The 24,736-nt window shown below is 60.6% G+C and carries 23 protein-coding genes; 8 read left to right on the top strand and 15 right to left on the bottom strand.

The window, feature by feature from the left end; all coding sequences use genetic code 11:
- Positions 1–24: 24 nt before the first annotated feature.
- From pstB to ACWHXD_RS15405, 6 genes are all read right to left on the bottom strand, one after another.
- Entirely contained in the window at positions 25–786 is a 762-nt protein-coding gene (pstB, locus tag ACWHXD_RS15380) for a phosphate ABC transporter ATP-binding protein PstB (RefSeq protein ID WP_019817112.1), read from the bottom strand.
- Positions 787–862: 76 nt separating this feature from the next.
- Positions 863–1,756 carry a phosphate ABC transporter permease PstA gene (gene pstA / locus ACWHXD_RS15385; RefSeq protein ID WP_014718563.1) on the bottom strand — a complete coding sequence of 298 codons (894 nt, stop codon included), beginning with the start codon at positions 1,754–1,756 and terminating at the stop codon, positions 863–865.
- Positions 1,756–2,721, bottom strand: coding sequence for a phosphate ABC transporter permease subunit PstC (pstC, locus tag ACWHXD_RS15390; protein ID WP_003191517.1), 966 nt, complete (start codon positions 2,719–2,721; stop codon positions 1,756–1,758). The genes pstA and pstC overlap by 1 nt, the downstream gene beginning before the upstream one ends.
- A gap of 74 nt (positions 2,722–2,795) precedes the next feature.
- Positions 2,796–3,827 carry a phosphate ABC transporter substrate-binding protein PstS gene (gene pstS / locus ACWHXD_RS15395; protein ID WP_098951382.1) on the bottom strand — a complete coding sequence of 344 codons (1,032 nt, stop codon included), beginning with the start codon at positions 3,825–3,827 and terminating at the stop codon, positions 2,796–2,798.
- Positions 3,828–4,594: 767 nt separating this feature from the next.
- Positions 4,595–5,221, bottom strand: coding sequence for an isochorismate family cysteine hydrolase YcaC (ycaC, locus tag ACWHXD_RS15400; RefSeq protein WP_003191542.1), 627 nt, complete (start codon positions 5,219–5,221; stop codon positions 4,595–4,597).
- Positions 5,222–5,286: 65 nt separating this feature from the next.
- The gene (locus ACWHXD_RS15405; protein WP_032897157.1) at positions 5,287–5,976 is read right to left on the bottom strand and encodes an isochorismatase family protein; all 690 of its coding nucleotides are present in this window, start codon (positions 5,974–5,976) and stop codon (positions 5,287–5,289) included.
- A gap of 292 nt (positions 5,977–6,268) precedes the next feature.
- On the opposite strand from ACWHXD_RS15405, the gene ACWHXD_RS15410 reads away from it, so the two are divergent.
- The gene (locus tag ACWHXD_RS15410) at positions 6,269–7,165 is read left to right on the top strand and encodes a LysR family transcriptional regulator (RefSeq protein ID WP_499084191.1); all 897 of its coding nucleotides are present in this window, start codon (positions 6,269–6,271) and stop codon (positions 7,163–7,165) included.
- A gap of 66 nt (positions 7,166–7,231) precedes the next feature.
- Here the strand turns inward: ACWHXD_RS15410 and ACWHXD_RS15415 are convergent, their stop codons facing one another.
- Positions 7,232–7,690, bottom strand: coding sequence for an Hsp20 family protein (locus ACWHXD_RS15415; protein ID WP_003191546.1), 459 nt, complete (start codon positions 7,688–7,690; stop codon positions 7,232–7,234).
- A 226-nt stretch (positions 7,691–7,916) separates the two neighbouring features.
- Between ACWHXD_RS15415 and ACWHXD_RS15420 the strand changes: the two genes are divergently transcribed.
- Positions 7,917–8,345, top strand: coding sequence for a glycine zipper domain-containing protein (locus ACWHXD_RS15420; RefSeq protein ID WP_034135058.1), 429 nt, complete (start codon positions 7,917–7,919; stop codon positions 8,343–8,345).
- 161 nt (positions 8,346–8,506) lie between these two features.
- On the opposite strand, the gene treS is transcribed toward ACWHXD_RS15420, so the two are convergent.
- A complete protein-coding gene (gene treS / locus ACWHXD_RS15425) occupies positions 8,507–10,570 on the bottom strand; it encodes a maltose alpha-D-glucosyltransferase (protein ID WP_138762800.1) in 2,064 nt (687 codons plus the stop codon).
- Between the two features lie 185 nt (positions 10,571–10,755).
- Entirely contained in the window at positions 10,756–11,544 is a 789-nt protein-coding gene (locus ACWHXD_RS15430; RefSeq protein ID WP_032897151.1) for an AraC family transcriptional regulator, read from the bottom strand.
- Positions 11,545–11,731: 187 nt separating this feature from the next.
- On the opposite strand from ACWHXD_RS15430, the gene ACWHXD_RS15435 reads away from it, so the two are divergent.
- The 5 genes from ACWHXD_RS15435 to ACWHXD_RS15455 all read left to right on the top strand — a co-directional run bounded on the left by ACWHXD_RS15435 (position 11,732) and on the right by ACWHXD_RS15455 (position 18,236).
- Positions 11,732–13,357 carry an APC family permease gene (locus tag ACWHXD_RS15435; RefSeq protein ID WP_138762801.1) on the top strand — a complete coding sequence of 542 codons (1,626 nt, stop codon included), beginning with the start codon at positions 11,732–11,734 and terminating at the stop codon, positions 13,355–13,357.
- Between the two features lie 11 nt (positions 13,358–13,368).
- A complete protein-coding gene (locus ACWHXD_RS15440) occupies positions 13,369–14,295 on the top strand; it encodes a 4-hydroxyproline epimerase (RefSeq protein ID WP_098951375.1) in 927 nt (308 codons plus the stop codon).
- A gap of 37 nt (positions 14,296–14,332) precedes the next feature.
- Positions 14,333–15,280 (top strand): dihydrodipicolinate synthase family protein, encoded by a 948-nt coding sequence (locus ACWHXD_RS15445; RefSeq protein ID WP_032897145.1) that lies wholly within the window; start codon positions 14,333–14,335, stop codon positions 15,278–15,280.
- Positions 15,281–15,414: 134 nt separating this feature from the next.
- On the top strand, positions 15,415–16,986 hold the full coding sequence (locus ACWHXD_RS15450) for an aldehyde dehydrogenase (NADP(+)) (RefSeq protein ID WP_098951373.1): 1,572 nt from the start codon (positions 15,415–15,417) through the stop codon (positions 16,984–16,986).
- Between the two features lie 2 nt (positions 16,987–16,988).
- On the top strand, positions 16,989–18,236 hold the full coding sequence (locus tag ACWHXD_RS15455; protein ID WP_098951371.1) for an NAD(P)/FAD-dependent oxidoreductase: 1,248 nt from the start codon (positions 16,989–16,991) through the stop codon (positions 18,234–18,236).
- Here ACWHXD_RS15455 and ACWHXD_RS15460 read toward each other — a convergent pair.
- The 5 genes from ACWHXD_RS15460 to ACWHXD_RS15480 all read right to left on the bottom strand — a co-directional run bounded on the left by ACWHXD_RS15460 (position 18,207) and on the right by ACWHXD_RS15480 (position 22,273).
- Positions 18,207–19,154 carry an ADP-ribosylglycohydrolase family protein gene (locus ACWHXD_RS15460; protein ID WP_138762803.1) on the bottom strand — a complete coding sequence of 316 codons (948 nt, stop codon included), beginning with the start codon at positions 19,152–19,154 and terminating at the stop codon, positions 18,207–18,209. The genes ACWHXD_RS15455 and ACWHXD_RS15460 overlap by 30 nt on opposite strands.
- A 37-nt stretch (positions 19,155–19,191) precedes the next feature.
- Positions 19,192–20,175 carry a GlxA family transcriptional regulator gene (locus ACWHXD_RS15465; RefSeq protein WP_072446538.1) on the bottom strand — a complete coding sequence of 328 codons (984 nt, stop codon included), beginning with the start codon at positions 20,173–20,175 and terminating at the stop codon, positions 19,192–19,194.
- 93 nt (positions 20,176–20,268) lie between these two features.
- The gene (locus ACWHXD_RS15470) at positions 20,269–20,526 is read right to left on the bottom strand and encodes a hypothetical protein (protein WP_192901656.1); all 258 of its coding nucleotides are present in this window, start codon (positions 20,524–20,526) and stop codon (positions 20,269–20,271) included.
- A gap of 566 nt (positions 20,527–21,092) precedes the next feature.
- Positions 21,093–21,701, bottom strand: a complete 609-nt coding sequence (locus ACWHXD_RS15475; RefSeq protein ID WP_138762804.1) for a LysE family translocator — start codon at positions 21,699–21,701, stop codon at positions 21,093–21,095.
- 122 nt (positions 21,702–21,823) lie between these two features.
- Complete coding sequence (locus tag ACWHXD_RS15480; RefSeq protein WP_044274169.1) at positions 21,824–22,273, bottom strand: winged helix-turn-helix transcriptional regulator; 450 nt, start codon at positions 22,271–22,273, stop codon at positions 21,824–21,826.
- A gap of 96 nt (positions 22,274–22,369) precedes the next feature.
- Between ACWHXD_RS15480 and ACWHXD_RS15485 the strand changes: the two genes are divergently transcribed.
- Positions 22,370–23,311, top strand: a complete 942-nt coding sequence (locus ACWHXD_RS15485) for an aromatic alcohol reductase (RefSeq protein ID WP_098951364.1) — start codon at positions 22,370–22,372, stop codon at positions 23,309–23,311.
- Positions 23,312–23,748: 437 nt separating this feature from the next.
- On the opposite strand, the gene ACWHXD_RS15490 is transcribed toward ACWHXD_RS15485, so the two are convergent.
- Positions 23,749–24,468 (bottom strand): META and DUF4377 domain-containing protein, encoded by a 720-nt coding sequence (locus ACWHXD_RS15490; RefSeq protein WP_238344578.1) that lies wholly within the window; start codon positions 24,466–24,468, stop codon positions 23,749–23,751.
- Positions 24,469–24,736 lie beyond the last annotated feature (268 nt).

The following is a 24,736-nucleotide window of genomic DNA, read 5'->3' on the forward strand; positions in this document are numbered from 1 at the left end:
GCGGTTTTTATCGAACATAGGGACTCAGCTGAACTTGCCGCTGATGTAATCCTCGGTCATCTGTTCACGCGGGCTGCCAAAAATCTGCGCAGTCGGGCCCATTTCCACCAGGTAGCCGGTACGCGTGCCCTGGGAAATATCCACCGAGAAAAACGCTGTGGTGTCCGCCACGCGAATGGCCTGCTGCATGTTGTGGGTGACCAGGGCGATGGTGTAATCCTTCTTCAGCTCCACCATCAGTTCCTCTACCCGGCGAGTCGCAATCGGGTCGAGTGCCGAGCACGGCTCATCGAGCAACAGGACTTCCGGCTCGGTGGCGATAGCGCGGGCAATACACAGCCGTTGCTGCTGGCCACCGGAGAGCGAAAGGCCGCTGACCTTGAGCTTGTCCTTGACCTCATCCCACAGCGCCGCGCCTTGCAGAGCGTGCTTGACGCGGTCGCCCAAGTCGCCTTTGTAGCGGTTCAGGCGCAGGCCGAAGGCGACGTTGTCGAAGATGCTCATGGAGAACGGGTTAGGCTGCTGGAACACCATGCCGATGTAACGGCGCACCACCACCGGGTCTACACCCTTGCCATACACATCCTGCCCCAGGAAATGCACGTGGCCCTCGAAGCGAAAGCCTTTGACCAGGTCGTTCATGCGGTTGAGGCTACGCAGTACCGTACTTTTGCCGCAGCCGGACGGGCCGATAAAACCGGTGATCTTGTTCTTTTCGATCGGCACATGGCTGTCACGCACCGCCATGAAGTTGCCGTAGAAAATCCGGTCCAGCTTGCAGTCCATGACCACAGGCGATTGGGTGACAAACGGAGCGGCTATTTGCGCAGTTGAGACGTTCAAGATTCAGATGCTCCCGTTCTTAATACTTAGGCTTGCCGAAGATACGGCTCACAATATTCACGACCAGCACGATCATCACCAACACCAACGAGGCCGCCCAGGCGAGCTCCAGCTGGTTGTCGAAGGGCATGCCGGAAAAGTTGTAGATCAACACGGCAAGGGAAGCCGTGGGGTTCATCACCGCCAGGTCGCCGTCGTGGTAGATCCAGTAGTTGCTGAACAGCGCGGTAAACAGCAACGGCGCGGTCTCGCCTGCGGCACGAGCCACAGCAAGCATTACGCCGGTGAGGATCGCCGGCAGGCCGGTCGGCAAGATGATCTTCCAGATCACTTGGGAGCGGGTGCAGCCCATGCCGTAGGCGGCGTCCTTCATGATCTTGGGCACCATGCGCATCGACTCTTCAGCCGTCAGCACCACAATGGGCAGCATCAATACCGCCAGGGCCACGCCGCCTGCCGGTGCCGAGTAGGTGCCGGTAGTCATCACCACCAAGGCGTAGGCAAACACGCCGGCCAGGATCGAAGGCAAGCCGGTGAGCATCTTGGCGGCAAAGCGTGCAGCGTTGGCCAATTTGCTGTCCGGCCCCAGTTCGGCCAGGAATATGGCCGCCATGATGCCGACCGGCACTGCGATCGCCGCAGCGATACCGACCATCACAAAGGTGCCGGCCATGGCGTTGCCGAAACCGCCGCCCGTCTCGAAGCCGGTGGGCGGCAGTTCGGTGAACACCTCCAGGCTCAGGCGTGCGCCGCCACGGGTGATCAGCATGTAGAGCACCGAAATCAGCGGCACACTGGCCAGCAGCGCGCCAAACCATACCAATGTGGTCAACACCAGGCTGCGCAAGGCGCGGCCTTCGAACTTGCGCTGCAGGCTCGGTACCGCGGTGATAGGGGATGTGAGATTCGTCATCATCGATTACCCCGTTGGGCGTAGAGCATGATCATGGAACCGATGACGTTCACCAGCAGTGTGATGAACATCAAGACGAGGGCGGCGTACATCAAGACCTCCACCTCGTTGGGCCCGGCTTCGGGGAAGTTCAGCGCCAACAAGGCCGCCAACGTATTGGCCGGCGCGAACAGCGACAGGGAAATGTTGTTGGCGTTGCCCACCAACATCGCCAGCGCCATGGTTTCGCCCAGCGCACGGCCGAGGCCGAGTACCAGGGAGCCAAAAATACCGGTGGCGGCGGATGGCACCATCACCTTGAGGATCGCCTCCCAATGGGTGGTGCCCATGCCGTAGGCGGCCTGCTTGGTTTTCATCGGCACGCTGGTGAGCGCGTCCTGGGACACGGCGGCAATCGTCGGCAGAATCATGATCGCCAACACCAGCGCCGCCGGCAGCAACCCCGGCCCGCTCAAGGACGTGCCGAAAAATGGTATCCAACCCAGTTCACTGTTCAACCAGGTGGTCAGTGGCCGGATCGCTGGGATCACCACGTAGATGCCCCACAGGCCATACACCACGCTGGGGATGGCCGCGAGCAATTCAACGATGGTGCGAAACACCGCCGCCAGCTTGGCCGGCAGGAAATCCTGAGTCAGGAAAATCGCCATGCTGACACCGAAAAAGCCTGCAATCAGCAGCGCGATAAAAGCGCTGTAGAGCGTGCCCCAAATGGCCGGCAGGATCCCGTACTTGCCCTGGTTAACGTCCCAGACACTGCCAAAAAGCACATCGAAGCCGTGCTTTTCCATGCCCGGCAAGGCCTTGCGTCCCACCTCGAAGACCAAGGCTGCGACCAACGCCAGAATCAGTACCACCCCGATTCGCGCGAGCCCACGGAAGGTGCGATCGACCAGGAAGTCTTTGGCCGAGGGAGGTTGGCAGGCAGAATCCCGGTTAACCGGTACGACGAAAGGTTTGTTCATTGGCTAATTCCGGAACAGGGGGGAAACGCCCCCGGCGCGGCAAACAGCCCACACCGAGAGCGGCCTCACGGGTGTTACTGAATGTTGGCGGATGCCTTGCGAACCTGCTCCACCACCGATGGCGGCAGCGGGATGTAGCCCATGGAGTCGGCGATTTTCTGCCCCTCGGTCAGGCTGTACTCAACCATTTCGCGCATGGCCTTGGCCTTGGCAGGGTTGCCGTTGTCCTTGCGGAAGATCATCCAGGTGTACGAGGTGATCGGGTAAGACTTGGCACCGTCCGGGTCCGGCAACCAGGCCACCAGGCTTTCCGGCATCTTCACTGCGGCCAGGGCCTCGGCGCCGCTTTCGGCGTTCGGCACCACGTACTGGCCGGCCTTGTTCTGCAACTGGGCGAAGTCAACCTTGGCCAGTTTGGCGAAGCCGTACTCGATGTAACCGATGGCGCCTGGGGTCTGGCGTACGGTGGCGGTCACACCATCGTTCTTGGGCGACTTGATGAATTTGTCGCTGGCCGGCCAGTTGACGGTGTTGCCCTCCCCCAGCGCGGTTTTGAATTCAGGGTTAATGGTGGACAGGTGCTTGGTAAATACCGCTGTGGTGCCGCTGGAGTCTGCGCGTACCACTACAGTGATCGGCGTGTCGGTGAGCTTCAGGTCCGGGTTGGCGGCAACGATCTGTGGGTCGTTCCACTTAGTGATCTTGCCCAGGAAGATATTGGAGTAAACATCGCGTGGCAGCTTGAGGCCCTTGGGATTGCCCGGCAGGTTATAGGCCAGCACGATTTCACCGGCGGTCATTGGCAGCAGTTGCACGCCTTCGGCGACCTTGGCGATGTCTTCGTCTTTCATGGCCGAGTCACTGGCGGCGAAGTCGACGGTTTTATTCAGGAAGTCCTGCACACCTGCGCCGCTGCCCTTGGATTGGTAATCCACGGTGACGCCAGCGGTCTTCTTGCTGAAATCCTTGAACCAGGTGAGGTAGATCGGTGCAGGGAAGCTGGCGCCGGAGCCGGTGAGGCGTACGTTCTCGGCGGCGAAGGTCACGGAGGAGGCACACAGGGATACCGTAATGGCGAGTGCTGCGGACTTCATCAAGCTTTTCATTAAAAGGAACTCGTTGTGGTGACGGGCTCCCGAACTGTGAAGCAGGGTTGTTACATTTTTATGAAAATTGAATGGCGAGAGGGTGTTTTGTCCTGCTTTTGCACCACAGCGCTGTATTTTTAGGACATGGGTTAGTAACAAAATACGACTAGAGTGCTGTCATCCTTCTAGCGGTGCTGATCCAGTGGTGAGGGAACTTGCTCCCGCGACCGCCTGACGGCTGGCGCCTATCTCCCTGGCGCCCCAAGATCCAAATGTGGGAGCTCGCTTGCCTGCGATGGCGGCCTGACAGTCAACGCAGTTGGACCGTGTACATATCCATTCCTGCGGTAACGGCCACCTAGGGTTCCGCCCTGACGGCGGCTCACTTTTGAAAAGCGCAAAAGTAAGCAAAACGCTCTTGCCCCACCACTCGGCACCTCGCCTAGGCTCGGTGTGCCCGTAATCCGCCAGTGATTTGGGGGGCCGCCGCCACGCGCCATCCATGGCGCGGGGCGGCTAAACCGGCATCCCTGCCGGTTTACCCCCCAAATCCCTGTCGAATTCCGGCCAGCGTGGTTTGACGGGGCGCCTAAGATCAAAAGCAGATCAAGATCAAGAGCGGCTCGCTTCGCATCGTGGTTACCGTTTGCTGCTACAGCCTACAAAGTTGTGTAGATACCTATGGCCATCGCAGGCAAGCCAGCTCCCACATTTGGACGTAAGGGTGTCAGGGAAATAGGTGCTCTACTGTCACCCCCAGGGCTAGCGGCAGCCTGCCATCAGGCTCACTTGCCTTCAGTCAACGCGTTGTAGCTGGTGAACAGGTTCCGGTAGTCCGGAATGTGGTTGGAGAACAACGTCCCCAAGCCCTCGATGTCGTTGCGCCAGTCGCGATGCAGCTCGCAGGCCAGGCCAAACCAGGTCATCAGTTGCGCGCCGTTGGCCGACATGCGAGCCCAGGCCGATTGCTGGGTCAGTTCGTTGAAAGTGCCGGAGGCATCGGTGACCACAAACACTTCAAAGCCTTCGGCCAGGGCCGACAGCGCCGGGAACGCCACGCACACTTCGGTCACGACGCCGGCAATGATCAATTGCTTCTTGCCGGTGGCCTTGATGGCCTTGACGAAATCTTCGTTGTCCCAGGCGTTGATCTGGCCTGGGCGCGCAATGTACGGCGCATCCGGGAACAGCGCCTTGAGCTCGGGCACCAGCGGGCCGTTGGGGCCGGTTTCGAAACTGGTGGTGAGGATGGTCGGCAACTTGAAGTACTTGGCCAGGTCAGCCAGGGCCAGCACGTTGTTCTTGAACTTGTCCGGGTCGATGTCACGGACCAATGACAGCAAGCCGGCCTGATGGTCGACCAACAGCACCGCGGCGTTGTCTTTGTCCAAACGAACGTAAGGTGTAGACATCTTCATACTCCTGATAAATAGAGGCAGCGCCCAACATGGGCTTACCGCAAAAGGCCCCAGCGTATTTAGGTGCGCTGTGAGTCTAGTACTTCGTGGTTGTTTGCCACTTCCTGGGCCTTGATGTAGCTCTCGATCAGCAACTGGTAGTGCGGCATGGCCTGGGTGTAGACGTTGGCCCACTCCTGGGCATCCGGGCGGTTCCAGGAGCCTTGCAACTCCGACAGCGTGCCCATGATGTCGATCGGCACCACGCCGGCCTGGGCCAGGCGTGCAACGGTCAGGTCGGTGGCCAGCCTGGAGTGGTTGCCCGAGGCATCGACCACCGCGAACACCTTGTAGCCTTCATGCACCGCCGCAATCGATGGGAACGCCAGGCACACGCTGGTCAGGGTGCCGGCGATCACCAGGGTCTTCTTGCCGGTGGCTTTGACGGCGGCATGAAACTCCGGGTTGTCCCACGCGTTGATTTCGCCACGGCGAGCCACATACTGCGCGTGCGGCGCGGCTTCGTGGATTTCCGGAATCAACGGGCCGTTGGGGCCCTGCGGCACCGACGCGGTGGTGATGACCGGTATTTTCAGCAGGGTTGCGGCCTTGGCCAGCGCGATGGCGTTGGCACGCAATTGAGGAACATCAATGTCCTTGACGATCTGGAACAGACCACTCTGGTGGTCGATCAGCAACATGGCGGTGTCAGCGGGGTCAATCGTCGGCTTTTGACCATTGAAGTTTGCAGCGTTACCTGATGCAGTCATTTGCATTTCCTCTTGCTTGGCGATACCTCCCTGGCGTGTGCGCCGGAGCTGCGCCCGGCTGTGCCTGTACTTCCTGTAAAGACACGCTTGGGCAGCGACCTGGACGTGTGTCAGCTGGCCCACCCAAAAAAACAGTGGGACCACCTTAGTCATCGCGTTCGGGGTTAGGTAGTAGCTGAAACGGGCCGCTCCATCCCAGAAATGGAACAATGCCACTGCACCGTGGCAAGGGCACTTGGACGTGCCGGTCGTTACAATGCGATCATCGGCTCATTTCCAGGCAGGTGCCTTCATGGACATCAAACAACTTAAATTCCTGCTCGCGCTGGAGCAGACCCGCCATTTCGGCCAGGCCGCTGCCCGCTGCAACATCACCCAGCCCACCCTGTCGATGCGCCTGCGCAACCTGGAGGAAGAACTGGGCCTGGAACTGGTGACCCGTGGCCAACGCTTCGAAGGCTTCACCCAGGCCGGCGAACGCGTGCTGGCCTGGGCCAGGACTTTACTCGCCGCCCACGATGGCCTGTTCGCCGAAGCCGCTGCGTGTCGCGGCCAGTTGGTCGGCAACCTGCGCCTGGGCCTGGTGCCCCTGAGCGGCTTCAACCCGATCAGCTTCATCCAGGGCTTGTCCCACAGCTTCCCGGAACTCAAGTTCAGCCTCACCTCCATGAGTTCGGACAAAATCATCGAAGCCCTGGGCACCAACCAGTTGGACCTGGGCGTGTGTTACCTGGACCACGTCAGCCCCAACTACCTGGAGTTTTTCGAACTGGGCGAGACCCGTGTCGGCCTGCTGTACGATACCCGCCACTTCCACTTCGAAGGCACGCAGATGAGCTGGGAAGAAGCCGCCGAGCTGCCCCTGGGGATGATCAGCAATGGCATGCACTATCGAAAATCCATTGACTTGAGTTTCCGCAGCCGCGGTCTCGATCCCCAGCCGATTCTGGAAAGCGACTCCACCTATCAACTGTTCCAGGCCATTCACGAAGGCTTCTGCTGCGCGATCATGCCGTTGGACAGCGGCCTGGAAAGCCCCATCGAGAACCTGGCGTTTATTCACCTGCCGGATGCCAGCGTCCTAGCGCCCTTGGGCATGGTGATGCGCAAGACCGAACCGCGCTCGGCCATCGCCGAGAAATGCTTTGCCGAGGCCAAGCAGTTGTTTGCACCCAACACCCAGGCTTAGCGGACCTGGGTTTGCAGCGCGCACAAAAAAGGCGCTCCGCAGAGCGCCTTTTTACCGCCGATTGTTTTACTGCAAGCTGACCTGACGCAGCTCGGGCTTGGCCTCGCCACCAATCATGATGCGTTTTGGCTTGGCCTCTTCAGGCACTTCACGCAGCAGGTCGATGTTGAGCAACCCGTTGGTCAGGGATGCGCCACGTACTTCGATATGGTCCGCCAAGCGGAACGACAACCGGAACGCACGTTGGGCAATGCCCTGGTGCAGGTAAGCGACCTTATCGTCGGTTTCGCGTTTACCGCCAGAAACCGTCAATACACCCCTCTCGACCTGGATATCCAGATCCTCCTCGGTCAGGCCAGCCACGGCGATGACAATGCGGTACGCGTCGTCACCGTGCTTTTCCACGTTGTGAGGTGGATAGGAATTCGGAGCCTCGCTGCGCAGCGCCGACTCGAACAGGTCATTGAAGCGATCAAAGCCCACCGATTGACGGAACAGTGGGGCCAACGACAGGGTAGTAGCCATTTTAAAATCTCCTGAGTTTCTCCAAGTGATTTAGTACGCGACCCGGATTCGGCATCGCGTGATCAAAAATTTATGGACGCGCAAAAGGAATTCAAGAGGGTTGATAAAAATTTTCTTGCGCAAGGGGCGAACACCGAAACCCTAGTGCGGCGGCCTGTGCTCTAATCACATTGCCAGGCGTGCTTTACCCCGTGAGCGCCTGAGACAGCCCTTGAGGTACAAAAAAATGAAAATGACATTCCCGGCCCTGGCATTGGGCATCCTGATCTCCCAAGGCGCCCTGGCCGCTGGAGATGGTACCGCCGCGCTGGGCGGCGGTGTAGGCGGCGTGTTGGGCAATGTGGTCGGCCAACAGCTCGGTGGCTCGACCGGTGCAGCCATCGGTGCAGGCGTAGGTGGCGCAGCCGGGAGTGCGGTGGGTGCGCAAAAGGGCAACAAGACCGAAGCGGCGATTGGCGGCGGTTTGGGCTCGGCGGGCGGTTCGCTGATTGGCAATCGCCTGGGCGGCTCCACCGGTTCGACCATCGGCGCGGGCGTGGGCGGCGCAGCCGGTGGCGCGCTGGGTAATAATCTGGCCGATGACGAGAGCGGTCATCGTTCCGGTGGTGGCAAGCACAAAGGCAACAAACATAAGCACAAGAACAAGCACCACTGATCGTCTGGCACGACTTGCCATGTAGGAGCGAGCTTGCTCGCGAAAAACTCACAGACGCCGCTTTTATTCAGGAAGCTCGCGTTATCGTTGACGTTTTTCGCGAGCAAGCTCGCTCCTACAGTAGGCGATGACGTTTACGGTTTGCCAGGGCCAATATCCCTTTACATCGGCGTGCTGCTCACCACCCGCAACGCCAGCCCTTCATAGGCGTCCAACGTGATCGTGAACGCCCCCTCCTCGGTCAAATCGCCTTCCACCCGCTCATTGATGATATCCACCACCGGTCCCGGTGCGATGTTGGGCAGGTGCAAGGTTTCGGTGATTGGCGTGGCACCAAAGTTCAGCGCCGTGATTTGCGTGCCCTTACCCGCCGGCAGTTCGTGAACCATGATCAGCAAGCCGGGATGCTCGACATCTGGCACCAGGATCTGGCGGCTCGCGGCGATGTCGTAGGCGCGGCGCACGGCGAGGATTTTTTGCAGTTGGGAGGCAAAGGACTCCGGGTCCTGCAGTTGGCTGTTCAGGCTGCCATACAGGCTTTTTGAGCGCGGCATTTGCCCCGCCGACAGCTCGGCGTCGGGGTTCAGGTCTACCAGGTCGTAGGCGCCACGGTGGATCCACCGGGTGTCGCCATCCGCCATCAGGTGCGCCACCTCTTCGGCCGCCAACGGCAGTGCGCCCACCAGGTCCCAGCCGGACAAGGCAAACACCCCAGGTTGCATGGCGTTGTACATCACCAGTAGCAAGTGGATCTGGCGAATCTGCTGGATATCCGCCGGGGTGATCGCCTCCAGGTCACGAATCCCCAGGGCTGCAGTGATAATACTGGCGGTGGTGCAGGACACGCCGTTGGTGACGAACTTAAGGTTATACGGCGCATGTTCGCCGGTCAGGCGTTCGTACATCTGCTCGCGGATATGCTCGCGCAGGATGTTGCCGGGAAAGGTCTGGCCCTGGAACAGGAAGCTGTCATGGGCGTGCAGCGTCCAGAAGTGCACCAGCTCCAGGGTCAGTTCATCGTGGTTCTGTAGCGCGTGAATCAGCGAGCCGGGGTCGATGCCGAGGCTGTGCATCTGCCGCAGCATCAGGCGCAGGAACTCGGTGTCGCCCATCAGCAACGCATGCTGGTAGGCCGGCCGGGTGATGAAGTCATAGGACAGGTCGGCGCCGCCATGGGACATGGACGCGATGTCGTCCACAGTGAGGTTGAGCTCCTGAAAACTGAAACCGCCCGCCTTGCGAATGGCGCCGCCGAGCAACTGATTGCCGGTGATCGACAGCGGATGGCTTTCGGACCAGGCCGTGCCGTCGAGCTTGCGCTCCACGCCGAGAAAGCCGTTGGCATCCAGACGCAGGATTTTCGCGCCCATCACATCAATGGCGTGCAGCGCATCACCGATGATCATCTGCTGCGCGGCAAACGAAGGGTCAAGCCAGTTGAGCGACGGCTGGCCTTCCTTGAAGTAATGCAGGTAGACCCAGCGCCGCGGTTTGCCATCCACGCCGAGCACCACCGGGGTGGCGCTCCAGTCGGTTTCCTTGACGCCGGGCTCGAAGAAAATCACCCGCTGCAATTGGCCGACGATGTAGTGCTTGTCGCGCAGCGCGTCTACCTGTGAGGGGCTGAGGTTTTGCGCATCGCGTCCGTCGGCCACGTCGGGCAGCAACGGCCAGTCTTCCTCGCGGATTTCGACCATGTGGTACAGGCCCGGATAGTCCTCATAGGCCATTTCCGCCAGGCGAAAATCCGCGCCTTTGCCGGTGTGGGACGGGATCACATCGTCGATGATCACCGCATTGTGCGCGGCAGCCATGCGCGTCAACGCCTGTAACTGCGCCTCGGTGCCCAGTTGCGGGTCGATGTCAAAGCTGATGCGGTCGAAATTGCCGTCGATGGTCGGGGTGTGCTCGGTGCCAGACAAACCACCGGACTTCTTCAACGGGCCGTTGTGAATGCCCTGGATGCCGATCTTCGACAGGGTATGCCACAGGGTTTCGTCCCCCAACGCTTCCAGCACAGTGCCGCCTTCGCGGGTGACAATCGACGCGGGATAAGCAGTGAACCACACGGACGACAAGGCTGAAGCGTCACGCGGCCGGGTCTGTGCATAGGGCTGCTGCCACAAGCGCCCTTGCCCCGAATACAGCTTGGCCCGCTGCCGCGCCGCGTGAAGCATGGAATGTTGCACCAGCCAGTTCACATGATCGTTGTTCGCCGCGGTCATAAGCTCGGTACCTGTCGTGGTGAAAAGGGTCGGTGTAAGCATATGAGGGGCGTGGGCGCCATTCGTTGCATCGCAATAGAACGCTTACCCTGTAGGAGCGAGCTTGCTCGCGAAAAACTCACAGGCGCCGCGTTCATTCAGGACGCCCGCGTTATCGTTGAGGTTTTTCGCGAGCAAGCTCGCTCCTACAGAAGACATTCACCTGCGCTGCCGCCTTGTGTGGCTTGTCGGTACTGCCTTGGAGTGAAGCCTGTAGAGGATTTGAACTGCCGGGTAAACGCGCTGTGGTCGGTGTAGCCGCATTGCAGCGCCACCTCGGTAATCGGCAGCTCGGTATGCAACAACCGCCGGGCATGTTCGAGCCGGACTTTCTGGATCATTTGCCGGGGCGTGAGGTGAAACACCCGCTTGCAGTAGCGCTCCAGTTGCGCCACAGAAATCCCGGCGATTCGGGTCAGTTCACCCAGGGTGACACGGCGGTTGAAGTGGCTGCGGATGTGTTCGTCCACCGCCGCCAGGCGCTGATAGGCCGGGTGGGTTTCACTGGCCGATTGCAGGTCCACCGAGATTCCGGCCAGGCCGATGATCGCGCCGAGCTGGTTGTACAGCGGCCACTTGTGGGTCAGGCACCAGCCGGGTTCGCGGGTGCCGTAGAGGTGCAATTCGAGTTGATCCTCCAACACCAGGCCTTGCTTCAGCACGCGCCGGTCCTGCTCGGTATAGCCGGGGCCCAATTGCGCGGGAAACACTTCAGCGCTGGTCTTGCCCAGCAGTGGTTGCAGCTGCTTGAGGCCGCAGCGTTGCACCAGGGTGCGGTTGGCGAGCACGTAGCGGGCGTCGATGTCCTTGATGAAAATCGCGGCATTGGGCAGTACATCGAGCATCGGCAGCAACTGCTCTACCCCGCTCAATAGCTGCTCGATGCTGTGGGGTCGGCTGCCCTGGAAAAGGCTCGCGAACGCGCTCTGCAACATGACTTTATCTGCCCTTTTATTCGTCGACAGCCAGCAGATTGCGCCATAGGCCGAGCGCTGTCGAGCGCGGCAAATTGTGCTGAATTCGTCATCCATCGCCGCATAAAACATCAATCGTCAGCCAGGCCTGTGGGTTCAGGATAGCGCCACTGCATGCCTATCCAATAACTCACAAGAAGGCGCCGCTATGTCAGGCCAAGGCAAGTTCAAGAAACAGCTGTCACTGATGGACCTCACCTTTATCGGGTTGGGGGCCATCTTCGGTTCGGGTTGGTTGTTCGCTGCCAGCCACGTGTCTGCCATCGCAGGCCCGGCGGGGATTTTTTCCTGGTTGCTGGGTGGTTTCGCTGTGCTGTTGCTGGGCATTGTCTACTGCGAACTCGGCGCCGCCCTGCCCCGCGCCGGCGGCGTGGTGCGCTACCCGGTGTACTCCCATGGCCCGTTGCTGGGTTACCTGATGGGCTTTATCACGCTGATCGCGTTTTCCAGCCTGGTGGCGATTGAAGTGGTCGCCTCGCGCCAGTATGCGGCAGCCTGGTTTCCCCAGCTGACCAAGGCCGGCTCCAGTGACCCGACCACCCTGGGCTGGCTGGTGCAATTTGCCTTGCTGTGCCTGTTCTTTGTGCTCAATTACCGCAGCGTGAAGACCTTTGCCATCGCCAATAACCTGGTGAGCGTGTTCAAGTTCATCGTGCCGTTGCTGGTGATCGGCGTGCTGTTCACCTTCTTCAAGCCGGAGAATTTCCAGGTGCATGGCTTTGCACCGTTCGGCTTGTCGGGCATCGAGATGGCCGTGTCCGCAGGCGGGGTGATCTTTGCTTACCTGGGGCTCACGCCGATCATTTCGGTGGCCAGCGAAGTGAAAAACCCACAGCGCACCATCCCCATCGCCCTGATCCTCTCGGTGCTGCTGTCGACGGCCATCTATGTGCTGCTGCAAACCGCGTTCCTCGGCGGCGTGCCTACCGAAATGCTCGCCAATGGTTGGGCCGGCATCAGCAAGGAACTGGCCCTGCCCTATCGCGATATCGCCCTGGCGCTGGGCGTGGGCTGGCTGGCCTACCTGGTGGTGGCCGATGCGGTGATCTCCCCCAGCGGCTGCGGCAACATCTACATGAACGCCACCCCGCGCGTGGTGTATGGCTGGGCGCAGACCGGCACCTTCTTCAAGGTCTTCACGCGCATCGATGAAAAGTCCGGCATCCCGCGCCCGGCGCTGTGGCTGACCTTTGCCCTGTCGGTGTTCTGGACCTTGCCGTTCCCGTCCTGGGAAGCGCTGATCAACGTGGTGTCCGCTGCCCTGATCCTCAGTTACGCGGTGGCCCCGGTGACCGTCGCCGCCCTGCGCCGCAATGCACCCGACATGGCGCGCCCGTTTCGGGTCAAGGGCATGGCGGTGCTGGGCCCGCTGTCGTTCATCATCGCTGCGCTGATCGTGTACTGGTCGGGCTGGAACACCGTGTCCTGGCTGCTGGGCCTGCAAATCCTGATGTTTGTGGTGTACCTGCTGTGTGCACGCTGGGTGCCGACCGCGCACCTGAACCTCAAGCAACAGGTGCGTTCCTCGGCGTGGCTGATCGGCTTCTACGCCGTGACCATCCTGCTCTCCAAACTCGGCAGCTTTGGCGGTATCGGCGTGATCAGCCACCCGTTTGACACCCTGGTGGTGGCGGCCTGCGCCCTGGGCATCTACTACTGGGGCGCCGCCACCGGCGTGCCCGCCCACTTGGTGCGCCTGGAGCAGGAAGAAGACGAAAGCGAAACCGTCAGCGACGCGCACTACAGCGCCCCACTGTCCCCGACTACCCACTGATGGAGCGCCTTATGAAACGGCTGCACGTGATTGACTCACACACCGGCGGTGAACCTACACGCCTGGTCATGAGCGGTTTCCCCGCGCTGGTTGGCGACACGATCGCCGACCAACTGGACCACCTGCGCACCCACCACGATCAATGGCGCCGCGCATGCCTGCTGGAGCCCCGAGGCAATGATGTACTGGTGGGCGCGCTGTACTGCGCGCCGGTCACACCGGGAGCGACCTGCGGGGTGATCTTCTTCAACAACGCTGGCTACCTGGGCATGTGCGGCCACGGCACCATCGGCCTGGTTGCCTCACTGCACCACCTGGGGCTGATCCAACCGGGCGTGCACAGCCTCGATACGCCGGTCGGCCCGGTCGCGGCCACCTTGCACGACGACGGCAGCGTGACCCTGCGCAATGTGCCCGCTTACCGCTATCGCAAACAGGTGCCGGTTGAGGTGCCTGGGCATGGCGTGGTGCTGGGCGACATTGCCTGGGGCGGTAACTGGTTTTTCCTGGTGTCGGACCATGGCCATGAGTTGCAGATGGATAACGTGGAGGCCCTGACCGACTACACCTGGGCGATGCTCAAGGCTCTCGAGGCCCAAGGCATTCGTGGTGCAGACGGTGCGCTGATCGACCATATCGAACTGTTCGCCGACGACGCCCACGCCGACAGCCGCAACTTTGTGATGTGCCCTGGCAAAGCCTATGACCGCTCCCCCTGCGGCACCGGCACCAGCGCCAAGCTCGCCTGCCTGGCCGCCGACGCAAAACTGGCCGCAGGAGAACCCTGGGTACAAGCCAGCATCACCGGCAGCCAGTTCCTCGGCCGCTATGAGTGGGACGGTGAACACGTACGCCCCTTCATCACCGGCCGCGCCTACATGACCGCCGACAGCACCCTGCTGATCGACGAACAAGACCCGTTTGCCTGGGGCATCTGAGCCCTTGAACAATTCAACTGAAACCGGAGTTAGCACCATGAGCGACAACATCTTCACCGGCTGCATGCCCGCCCTGATGACCCCTTGCACCGCCGAGCGCCAACCGGACTTCGACGCCCTGGTGGCCAAGGGTCGCGAGCTGATCGACATCGGCATGAGTGCCGTGGTGTATTGCGGCTCCATGGGCGACTGGCCGCTGCTCACCGAGGCCCAGCGCCAGGAAGGCGTGGCGCGCCTGGTGGCGGCGGGTGTGCCAACCATCGTCGGCACCGGTGCAGTGAACAGCCGTGAAGCCGTATCCCACGCAGCCCATGCCGCTAAAGTTGGCGCCCATGGTTTGATGGTCATTCCCCGCGTGCTGTCCCGAGGTGCTTCGGTCACTGCGCAAAAGGCCCACTTTGCAGCGATCCTCAACGCGGCCCCCAACCTGCCGGCGGTGATCTATAACAGCCCCTACTACGGTTTCGCCACCCGCGCCGACCTGTTCTTCGAACTGCGCCGCGAACACCCGAACCTGATCGGCTTCAAGGAGTTTGGCGGTGCCGCCGACCTGCGCTACGCCGCGGAAAACATCACCTCCCAGGACGACGATGTGACCCTGATGGTCGGCGTCGATACCCAAGTGGTCCACGGCTTTGTCAACTGCAACGCCACCGGCGCCATTACCGGCATCGGCAATGCACTGCCCCGCGAAGTGCTGCAACTGGTGGCCCTGAGCAAAAAGGCCGCCAAGGGCGATGCCAAGGCGCGTCGCCAGGCCCGTGAGCTGGAAGCTGCGCTGGCGGTATTGTCGTCGTTCGACGAAGGCTGCGACCTGGTGCTGTATTACAAGCATTTGATGGTGCTCAACGGCGACCAGGGTTACGCCCTGCACTTCAACGAAACCGACGGGCTCAGCGCTGCCCAGCGACGCTATGCCGAGCAGCAGTACGCACTGTTCCGCCAGTGGTATGCCAACTGGTCGGCAGAACAGAACGCCGCTTGATTCTTTGTAGGAGCGAGCTTGCTCGCGAAGATCGTTAACGATAACGCGCTCACCCTGAATGAACGCGTTGTAGGCACGTTTTTCGCGAGCAAGCTCGCTCCTACAACACCTCTTTTGTTTTTCAGGATGCCCCCATGACTCTGACAGGCAAGCTGCTGATCGGTCAGCAATCCATCTCCGGCCATCGCGATGCGATCCGGGCGATCAACCCCGCCACCAACACCCCGCTGGAACCCGCCTACGCTGGCGGGGATGAGCAGCACGTCGAACAGGCCTGCGCACTGGCGTGGGCCGCGTTCGACGCTTACCGCGAAACCACCTTGGCAAATCGTGCCACGTTGCTTGAAACCATCGCCACCCACATCGAAGCCTTGGGTGATGAGCTGGTCGAACGCGCCTGCGCCGAAACCGGCTTGCCTCGCGCACGCATTGAAGGTGAACGCGGCCGTACCTGCGGCCAACTGCGCGCTTTTGCCCGCACCGTGCGCCTGGGCGAATGGCTCGACGTGCGCGTCGATACCGCACAGCCCCAGCGCCAACCCCTGCCCCGCGCCGACCTGCGCCAGCGCCATATCGCCCTCGGCCCCGTCGCAGTGTTCGGTGCCAGCAACTTCCCTCTGGCCTTCTCCGTGGCGGGCGGCGATACCGCATCGGCACTCGCCGCCGGTTGCCCGGTGATCGTCAAGGCGCATAACGCGCACCCCGGCACCAGCGAGCTGGTGGGCTGCGCCATCGCCCAGGCGGTGAAACATTGTGGCTTGCCGGAGGGTGTGTTTTCACTGCTCTACGGCGCGGGTAACGAGGTGGGTATCGCACTGGTGAGCGACCCGCGCATCAAGGCCGTGGGCTTTACCGGTTCGCGCAGTGGCGGCATTGCCCTGTGCCAAGCCGCGCAGGCACGCCCGGAGCCGATCCCGGTGTTTGCGGAAATGAGTTCGATCAACCCGGTGTACCTGTTTTCTGCTGCGCTTGAAGCCCGCAGTGAAGCCTTAGCCGAAGGGTTCGTGGCGTCGCTGACCCAAGGCGCCGGCCAGTTCTGCACCAACCCTGGCCTGGTGATCGCCCTGCAAGGCGTCGCTCTGGACCGCTTTATTCAGTCTGCCAGTGACAGGCTCTCGCGTTGCTCGGCCCAGACCATGCTCACACCGGGCATCTTCAACGCCTACGAAACCGGTGTGAAGACCCTGGCCCAACACGCCAACATTGCCGCCAACGGCTTGCCAGCAACCGGGCCGAACCAGGGCCAGGCCCATTTGTTCGTGACCCAGGCCGAGGCGTTCCTGAACAATGAACACCTGCAAGCCGAAGTCTTTGGCGCCGCCTCGCTGGTGGTGCAGTGCCGCGATGTCGAGCAAATGCGCCAGCTGTCCGAACACCTGGAAGGCCAACTCACCGCCACCCTGCAAATGAATGACACCGACCTGCCACACGCACGGGCACTGCTGCAGGTACTGGAGCGCAAGGCTGGGCGCCTGCTGGTCAACGGCTGGCCGACTGGCGTAGAAGTGTGCGACGCCATGGTGCATGGCGGGCCCTTTCCGGCGACTTCGGATGCGCGCAGCACCTCGGTGGGCACGGCGGCGATCCTGCGGTTCCTGCGCCCGGTGTGTTACCAGGACTTCCCGGACGCCTTGCTGCCCACTGCCCTGCAGCACGACAACCCGCTGCGGCTGCGGCGCCTGCTCGACGGCCAGCGAGAAGCATAACCATGGCCGAACCCAATCAAGCAGACATCGTAGTAGTCGGCGCCGGCATCATCGGCGTCGCCTGCGCCTTGCAGTTGGCACGCCAAGGCCGGCGAGTCGTGGTGGTCGACGCGCAGGCACCCGGCATGGGCGCCTCCTACGGCAACGCCGGCCACCTGGCGACGGAGCAAGTCTTCCCCATCGCCGACCTGTCGATCCTCAAGCGCTTGCCCGCCATGCTCCTGGACCCAATGGGCCCGTTGCGCCTGGACTGGGCCTACCTGCCCCGCGCCCTGCCCTGGTTTATCCGCCTGCTGCTGAACCTGCGGCGAGCACCTTACCAACGCACCGTGGCGGGCCTTCGCGCCTTGAACGAAGGCAGCCTGGGCGCGTGGCAACGCTTGTTGCAATCGATTGGGCAAGCGCAACTGCTGCGCGAAGACGGTTCGCTATTGGTGTATGAGCGCGCCGAATCCCGCGCTGCACTGGATGCAGTGCAGCGCCGCATGACTCAGCAAGGCGTCGCCGTGGACTTCTGGAGCGGCGACGCAGTGCGCAAGGCTGCGCCGCAACTGAGCGACGCCCTACAAGGCGGTTTGTTCTTCCCGGCTACCGGGCACTTTCTGGACCCGTACACGGTGGTTGGCGAACTGGTGAACGCGGCCAAGGCCGAGGGGGTGAAATTTCTTCAGCAGCGGGTTCTGGATGCGCGCCTGGAGGGCAGCGGCGTTTCCCTGATGACCGACCAAGGCGTACTGACAGCGCAGCACGTGCTGATCGCCTGCGGCGCCCACTCGGCCAAACTCACCGCTGCACTCACCGGCAAACAAGTGCCACTGGACACCGAACGCGGTTACCACCTGATGCTGCCCCACGAACAACAGCGCCTGCCATTCGCGGTCACGTCGCTGGAGCGCAAATTCATCATGACGCCCATGACCGGCGGCCTGCGCCTGGCCGGCACGGTCGAATTCGCCGGCCTCGACCGCCCGGCCAATATCCAACGGGCCTGGCAGTTGCACCGGTTGAGCAAAGGGCTGTTCCGACATGACCTGAGCGACAGCGAAGCCACGCCCTGGATGGGGTTTCGCCCGTCCCTGCCCGACTCGCTGCCGATCATTGACCGGGTGTGCGAGGGCAAGGTACTGCTTGCGTTCGGTCACCAGCATCTGGGGCTGACACAAGCAGCGGTGACGGCCGAACGGGTTGGGCAGCTTGCGGCGGGTGAGCGGGTGCCAGAGCTACAGCCTTATCGGCTGGATCGTTTCTGAACCATGCTGTTGTAGGTGCGAAATGTTGAATAACGCATCAGCCGTTTCTTGAATTTCATCGCGCATCCATAGTTTGTGCAACCAATCGGCGGGGATAGCCTGGACGCCATAATACGCCCCCGCCAGTTGCCCAACGATTGCGGCAGTAGTGTCTGCATCATCCCCAAGGTTGGCGGCGGTGAGTATCGCGTCAGCAAAGTTGGAGGTCTGATCGAAACACCAGAATGCGGCCTCCAGCGAAGCCACCGCGTAACCTGAGCCAACGATTTGAGCAGAGGTTTTATCGCGATAATCGCCAGAGGCGATAGCCTTGACCTTAGGGGCCGACAGCACAGTGTGGGAAAAGCTCAGCACCTGCTTCTTTGGAACACCGCTCAGGGCATTGCTGATAGCCTCGGCCAGCAGCAGGCAGCACTCGATAGCCTCCTGCGCGGCATGAGTAGTTCGCGAGCTTTGCTCGGCAAACAGGTGGATGTGCGCCCTATCTGGAAAGTAAAACAACACCACAGGTGCGAGGCGCATCATTGAACCATTGCCGGCCGAATACGGATGCGTTGAACCCGCAAAAGCGTTGCCACTTTGCTGAAATTGCTCCAGCGCTTCGCGAACCGTCATGCCGATATCGAAACACTCTCCGGTAGAACTCAAGTAACCCCACTTCCACCAATTCAGGTAACGCCCCATCTGGTCTATCGCGTCAAAACCGCCTTTGCGCAACAGGCTTTCGGCCAGACACAGTGCCATGGACGTATCGTCAGTCCATTGGCCAGGCTTGAGGCTAAACGGTCCGCCGCCAAGCATATCCGTCACGGGAGAAAAGCTGCCACGGGGCATGAATTCAACGGTCGTCCCTACCGCGTCGCCACACGCCAGCCCAAGTAGGCTGCCGCGATAACGATCCAAAAGCGTGATGTCCATTGCCACTCCTTGTGAAAATCTTTCTACACACGCCAGGCTACTTGACCAACCGCTTCTCCTTCGAGGGGCGATAGCCGAAATACGCGCTGTAGCATTTGCTGAAATGGCTCGGCGAGACAAACCCGCACGCCACCAGCACATCCACCTGGGATAACTCGGTGTGCTGCAACAGGCGTCGCGCTTCAGTGACGCGCAGTTCCATGTAGTAGCGTTGCGGCGTGGTGCCCAGCTGTTCTTTGAACAGACGCTCCAGCTGACGGCGGGAACGGCCGGCGTAGACGGCGAGTTGATCGAGTTCCAGGGGTTCTTCGAGGTTGGCGTCCATCAACTTCACCACCTCGCGCAGCGGCGCGCTGACACACATGTTTTCGGTGGGTTTGATGCGGCGGTAGCGCGATTCTTCGAACGCCAGAATATCTTCGATGCCTTCGACCAAGGCTTTGCCATGCAGGCTCTTGATCCAGTCCAGGGCCATATGGAAAGCCCCCGAGGGGCTGGACGCGGTGAGGCGGTCGCGGTCGATCACATAGGGTTCGCTGGTGACCTGCGCCGCCTTGGACACTTCGGCCAGTGCCGGCCGATGTTCGGGATGGATGGCGCAGCGGTAACCCTGCAACAGCCCCGCACGCCCGAGGAACCACGAGCCGTTCCACAAACCGGCGAGGCGCACGCCCGCTTCACCCGCACTGCGCAGCCATTGGATAAATGGCTCGCTGGCCTTGAGTTCGGTGCGAAAACCACCGCAGATCACCAACAGGTCCAAGTCCTGCAAGCTCGCCAGCATCAGGTTCGCATCCGGGCGAATGATCAGGCCCAAGTCGCTGATGACTTCGCCCTCGCCCCACCCGAAAGTGCGCGTAGCGAACAGATCAGGGCGCAACAGGTTGGCGGTCACCAGCGTGTCGAGGGTCTGGGTGAAGGCCGGCAAGGAGAAGTGTTCGAGCAGCAGGAAACCGACGCGGGTGACCGAGGTTGATTGCTGAGGGTTATCACTGAGGTAGCGCAGGTTCTTGCCTTGCATGCCACCGCTGAACTGGCGTCTTTCCATCGAGGGTCGGCCCATGCTTATTGTTGTGCAGTGGGCGCTATCTTAGGGGCAAATGCAGTGGCTGTCTCAGGTGACGCTCAAGACGTGCACCCGCCATGGCGCTGATCTTGATAAAAGCTGTTCGCTTGAAAAGCCACGGCCCAGGCGCTGCGCGGTGATCTGATACGGTTTTTTCTTTTCGATCTGCGCCTGTATTGAAAAGCCCTTGAGGCGGACAATAGCCCCATCCCGACATTCCTGTCGTCCCCTTCCCCTCGGAGGCCTTATGACCAAGATGGCAATTTTCCTGTTTGGCTTTTTGGTGTTGACCATTGGCATCGGCATGTTGGCGACCATCTCGCCGGTCTAAGCCCGCATCAGCGTGGCGAGGGAGCTTGCTCCCGTGACGGCCTGACAACCGACGCCTATCTCCATGACACCCTGCAATCCAACTGTGGGAGCTGGCTTGCCTGCGATGGCGGCCTATCAGCCGACACTTCTCTACCTGACACCCCGCGGTCCAAACTGTGGGAGCGGGCTTGCTCGCGAAGGCGGCCTGGCGGTCAATACAGTTGGATTGTGTACATATCCATTGCTGAGGTAACGGCCACTTAGGGTTCCGCCTGACGGCGGGTCACTTTCGAAAAGCGCGAAAGTAACCAAAGCGCTCTTGCCCCACCCCTCGGCACCTCGCTTAAGCTCGGTGTGCCCGTAATCCGCCAGTGATTTGAGGGGCCGCCGCCACGCGCCATCCATGGCGCGGGGCGGCTAAACCGGCATCCCTGCCGGTTTACCCCCCAAATCCCTGTCGAATTCCGGCCAGCGGGGTTTAACGGGGCGCTTCAGATCAAAAGCAGGTCAAGATCAAGAGCAAAAGCTACTCGCTTCGCATCGTGGTTACCTACGCCACCTCAGCCCAAAAACAGCATCGGATACAGTGACAACACCAACAGCCCGGCCATGGACCAGTTGAACATCCGTAACCAGCGCGGCTCACGCAACAGGTTACGCAAGCCGCTGCCACACCCCACCCACACGCACACACTCGGCAAGTTGACCACTGCAAATACCAGGGCGATCACCAGCACATTGGTGACATAACCCTCGGCCGGCGTGTACGTGGTGATCGCCCCCAGCGCCATGATCCAGGCCTTGGGGTTGACCCACTGGAAGGCCGCCGCACCGAGGAAGGTCATCGGTTTGCCGTGTTCATCCGGGTTGTCAGACATGCCGCCCGCATTGGCAATCTTCCACGCCAGGTACAACAAATACGCGGCACCGACATAACGCAACAAGGTGTAAGCCCACGGGAACAGCTTGAACACCTCGCCCAAGCCCAGCCCCACACAGATCACCAACAGCATGAAGCCGATGCTGATACCCAGTGCATGGGGCATCGAACGGCGAAAGCCGAAATTCACGCCTGAGGCCAGCAACATGGTGTTGTTGGGCCCAGGGGTGATCGAAGAGACAAAAGCGAACAGCACGAAGGCTGATAACAGGCTGGTAGACATGATCATGGCGCGGCATCCAAGCGATGGTGATGTGCCTGCGACAGTAGTGGGTTATGGCGCGCTGCGCCCCGTACAGCTAGGGGTGTATCGAGGCATACACTTGCACAGCCTTCATCGAGAAGTTGCGCTTACCGAGGCGCATCCGGAACCGGTGTGGGAACCTGCCATGCCGGTTTTTTGCCCTCCTGACTGTCGAAAACACGCCGAGCCTTACGAAAGTCCTCCACGTTTTCCACCACCCAGGTCCAGATAGGCGACATGCGAATCAAAAGCTCTCGGCCCAGGGGCGTCAGCTCGTACTCGACGCGGGGCGGAATCTCACCGAACTCGCGCCGAACCAACAGGCCGTCGCGCTCCATGGCGCGTAGGGTCTTGGTCAACATGCGCTGAGTCACACCTGTCATCTGCCGTTTTATCTCGGCATGACGCATCGCACCGTACACACCCAGCGCATGCAGAATGCCCAGTGACCAGCGGCTACCGGCGTGAGCCAGGACTTCACGCCTGACGCCATCGTCTTCTTCCCTGAGCGACTGGCAGATAACTTCTGCCTGGCTGAGCGTTTCATGATCGGTCATTTCTACCCCTGGTATCACCCGTGTGCCTTCTTATGAGCGCTGCCGAATCGTGCCAGCATGAACTCATCTTATCGCCAACAGGTCTGCGGAGAAATCATGCCTGAAATGACCCCACTTCCCTCTCAATCGATCCTCGTTCTAGGCGCTGGCGAACTCGGCCTGCCGGTTTTGCGCAACCTGGCGCGTGAGGCCAAACGCGCGCCCGGCTCCGCCCTCAGCGTGTTGCTAAGGGAGTCGACCATCAACACGCAAGTGCCCGAAAAAAAGGTAGAGATCGATGAGCTGCGCGGCCTGGGCATTCAGATGGTCGCCGCAGACCTGGTGAACGACTCAATCGATCAACTTGCCAAGGTCTTCGCACGCTTCGATACCGTGATCGGCTGCGCGGGCATGGTCGCGGGCCGCGAAACCCCGATGAAGCTGGCGACCGCCGCGCTCAAGTCCGGCGTGAAGCGCTACTTCCCGTGGCAGTTCGGCGTGGATTTCGAAGTGATTGGCCGGGGCAGCCCCCAGGATCTGTTCGATGCTCAGCTCGATGTGCGCGAGTTGCTGCGCGCCCAGGACAACACTGAATGGGTCATCATCTCGACAGGCATGTTCACCAGCTTCCTGTTCGAGCCGGTGTTCGAGGTCGTCGACTTCGACAACAACACAGTCAACGCCCTGGGCAGCCTGGAGAACAGCGTGACGCTCACCACGCCAGACGACATCGGCACGCTGACAGCGCAAATCGTGTTCTTCGAACCGCGCCTGCGCAATCAGATTGTCTACCTCGCCGGCGACACCGTGACCTATGAGCAGGTTGCGAGCATGCTGGAGCGTGTTCTGGATCGCCCGTTCAAGCGCAACGTGTGGACGGTTGACTACCTCATGCAGGCACTGGAGCAAGACCCCACACACCACATCAAGAAGTACCGTGCCGTATTCGCACAAGGTAAAGGTGTGGCCTGGCCTAAGGCGGTTACCTTCAACGAGCAACAGTCGATTCCGGTCACCACTGCCGAGCAGTGGGCTCGGGAAAACCTTGCAGACCATTGAAAGTCGGATTCTGAGGCCAGCCGTAAAGGCTGGCACAGGTGAAGGGACGGTTAGCGGCTTTGAGCTTCACGCTGCTGCCCAGAGGTATGTTGTTTTTTTACATACTTTCGCGACCTGAGCTCGTATTATTGATGGTGAATAAACCAGGCGACCAACAACAACCCGGTGACGCCAAAAACCAAGACCAATAGCTCTAGCGCAGTACCTTCATGTGAAAACATCTTTCGTTCCTCGTCCTGAAGCCGTGTGACCGAAAAACAGCCACACCGAAATTATTTGTAATAATTCAAACATTTTCAGGGTAGTCGGCAAAAGTTCAGGTGACAACCCCCAATCGGGCTATAACCCTTGATCTAGACGTGTCACTCGTCGAAAAACAGGTAAACCACAGGCAAAAAAAAACCCCTTAGACGCTAATCTACGGGGTTTGCGCGAGCTTATTTGCTGCCAGAAGCGTCCTGCTCGACCACCATATCCAACACGTAGACCGTCGAAGGGGCATCCGCTGGCGGATTCTTCCATTCGTACTGCTTGACCCGCAACACAGTGCGCACGCCGTCATGATGCACAAAGCCTTCGATAGGCTGGTACAGCGGATGCCAGGTGTCTTGGGTCGCCAGTTGCAGGCCCGCGTCGTCATAGCGACGCTCGCGCACTTGCAGGCATTGATAGTTCGGGATCAAAGGGTGGCTGCACTTGACCGTCTTGGCCGCCACTTCCAGAAACTTGACCTCACCCTCGCTACCGTAGCGGGTCTGCGGGGTGGCCTCGCCTTGCAGCTTGAGCACCGAGCCGTCCGCTGTCGTCAGTTGCAGCATCGGCGCCATGTTGTCGCCGGTGATCACCGCGCGCAGATCGCCCTTGAGCAGGCGCCCTACTTGGGCGTCAAGGTCCATCAGGCTCTTGTCACAGGCCATCAACGTAGAGGCCAGTGGCTGCACCTTCACAACCCCGTCCTGATAGCGATAGCCGCCGAACTGCCGATTGCAGCCGCCGCTGATGCTCAGGTTTTTGTCACCGAAGGCAACGCGCAACTTGCGCTCGATGCCTTTGTTCATCGCCACAAGAGGCTTGCCCGACGCATCCGTTGCCGAGACCAGGCTCCAGTCGTAAGCAGATAAGGTTGGCTGGGCTACAGCGGCTGAGGTAGTTGGCATCGAAGGTGATTCTTCATGGCTTTTGGAAGGGGCGGCACAGCCTTGGATGAGTGCAGCACACACGGCTACAAGAAGAATTTTTTGTTTCATGGGTCACTCTGTCAGCTTTGATGAGTGCGGGCGTTATCTTGCGCTGGCAGGATAAGCGCGCGGCTAAAACGGCGTGAGGAGGTCGCTTGAGACCTTACTGAGCCTAGACCCAATGCGTGCTTGGCGGACCTCGTCCTTGGCCGATAGCAATCGGACATCATTTGCTTCGATCAGTTTC

The sequence above is a fragment of the Pseudomonas fjordensis genome, from assembly GCF_976987115.1.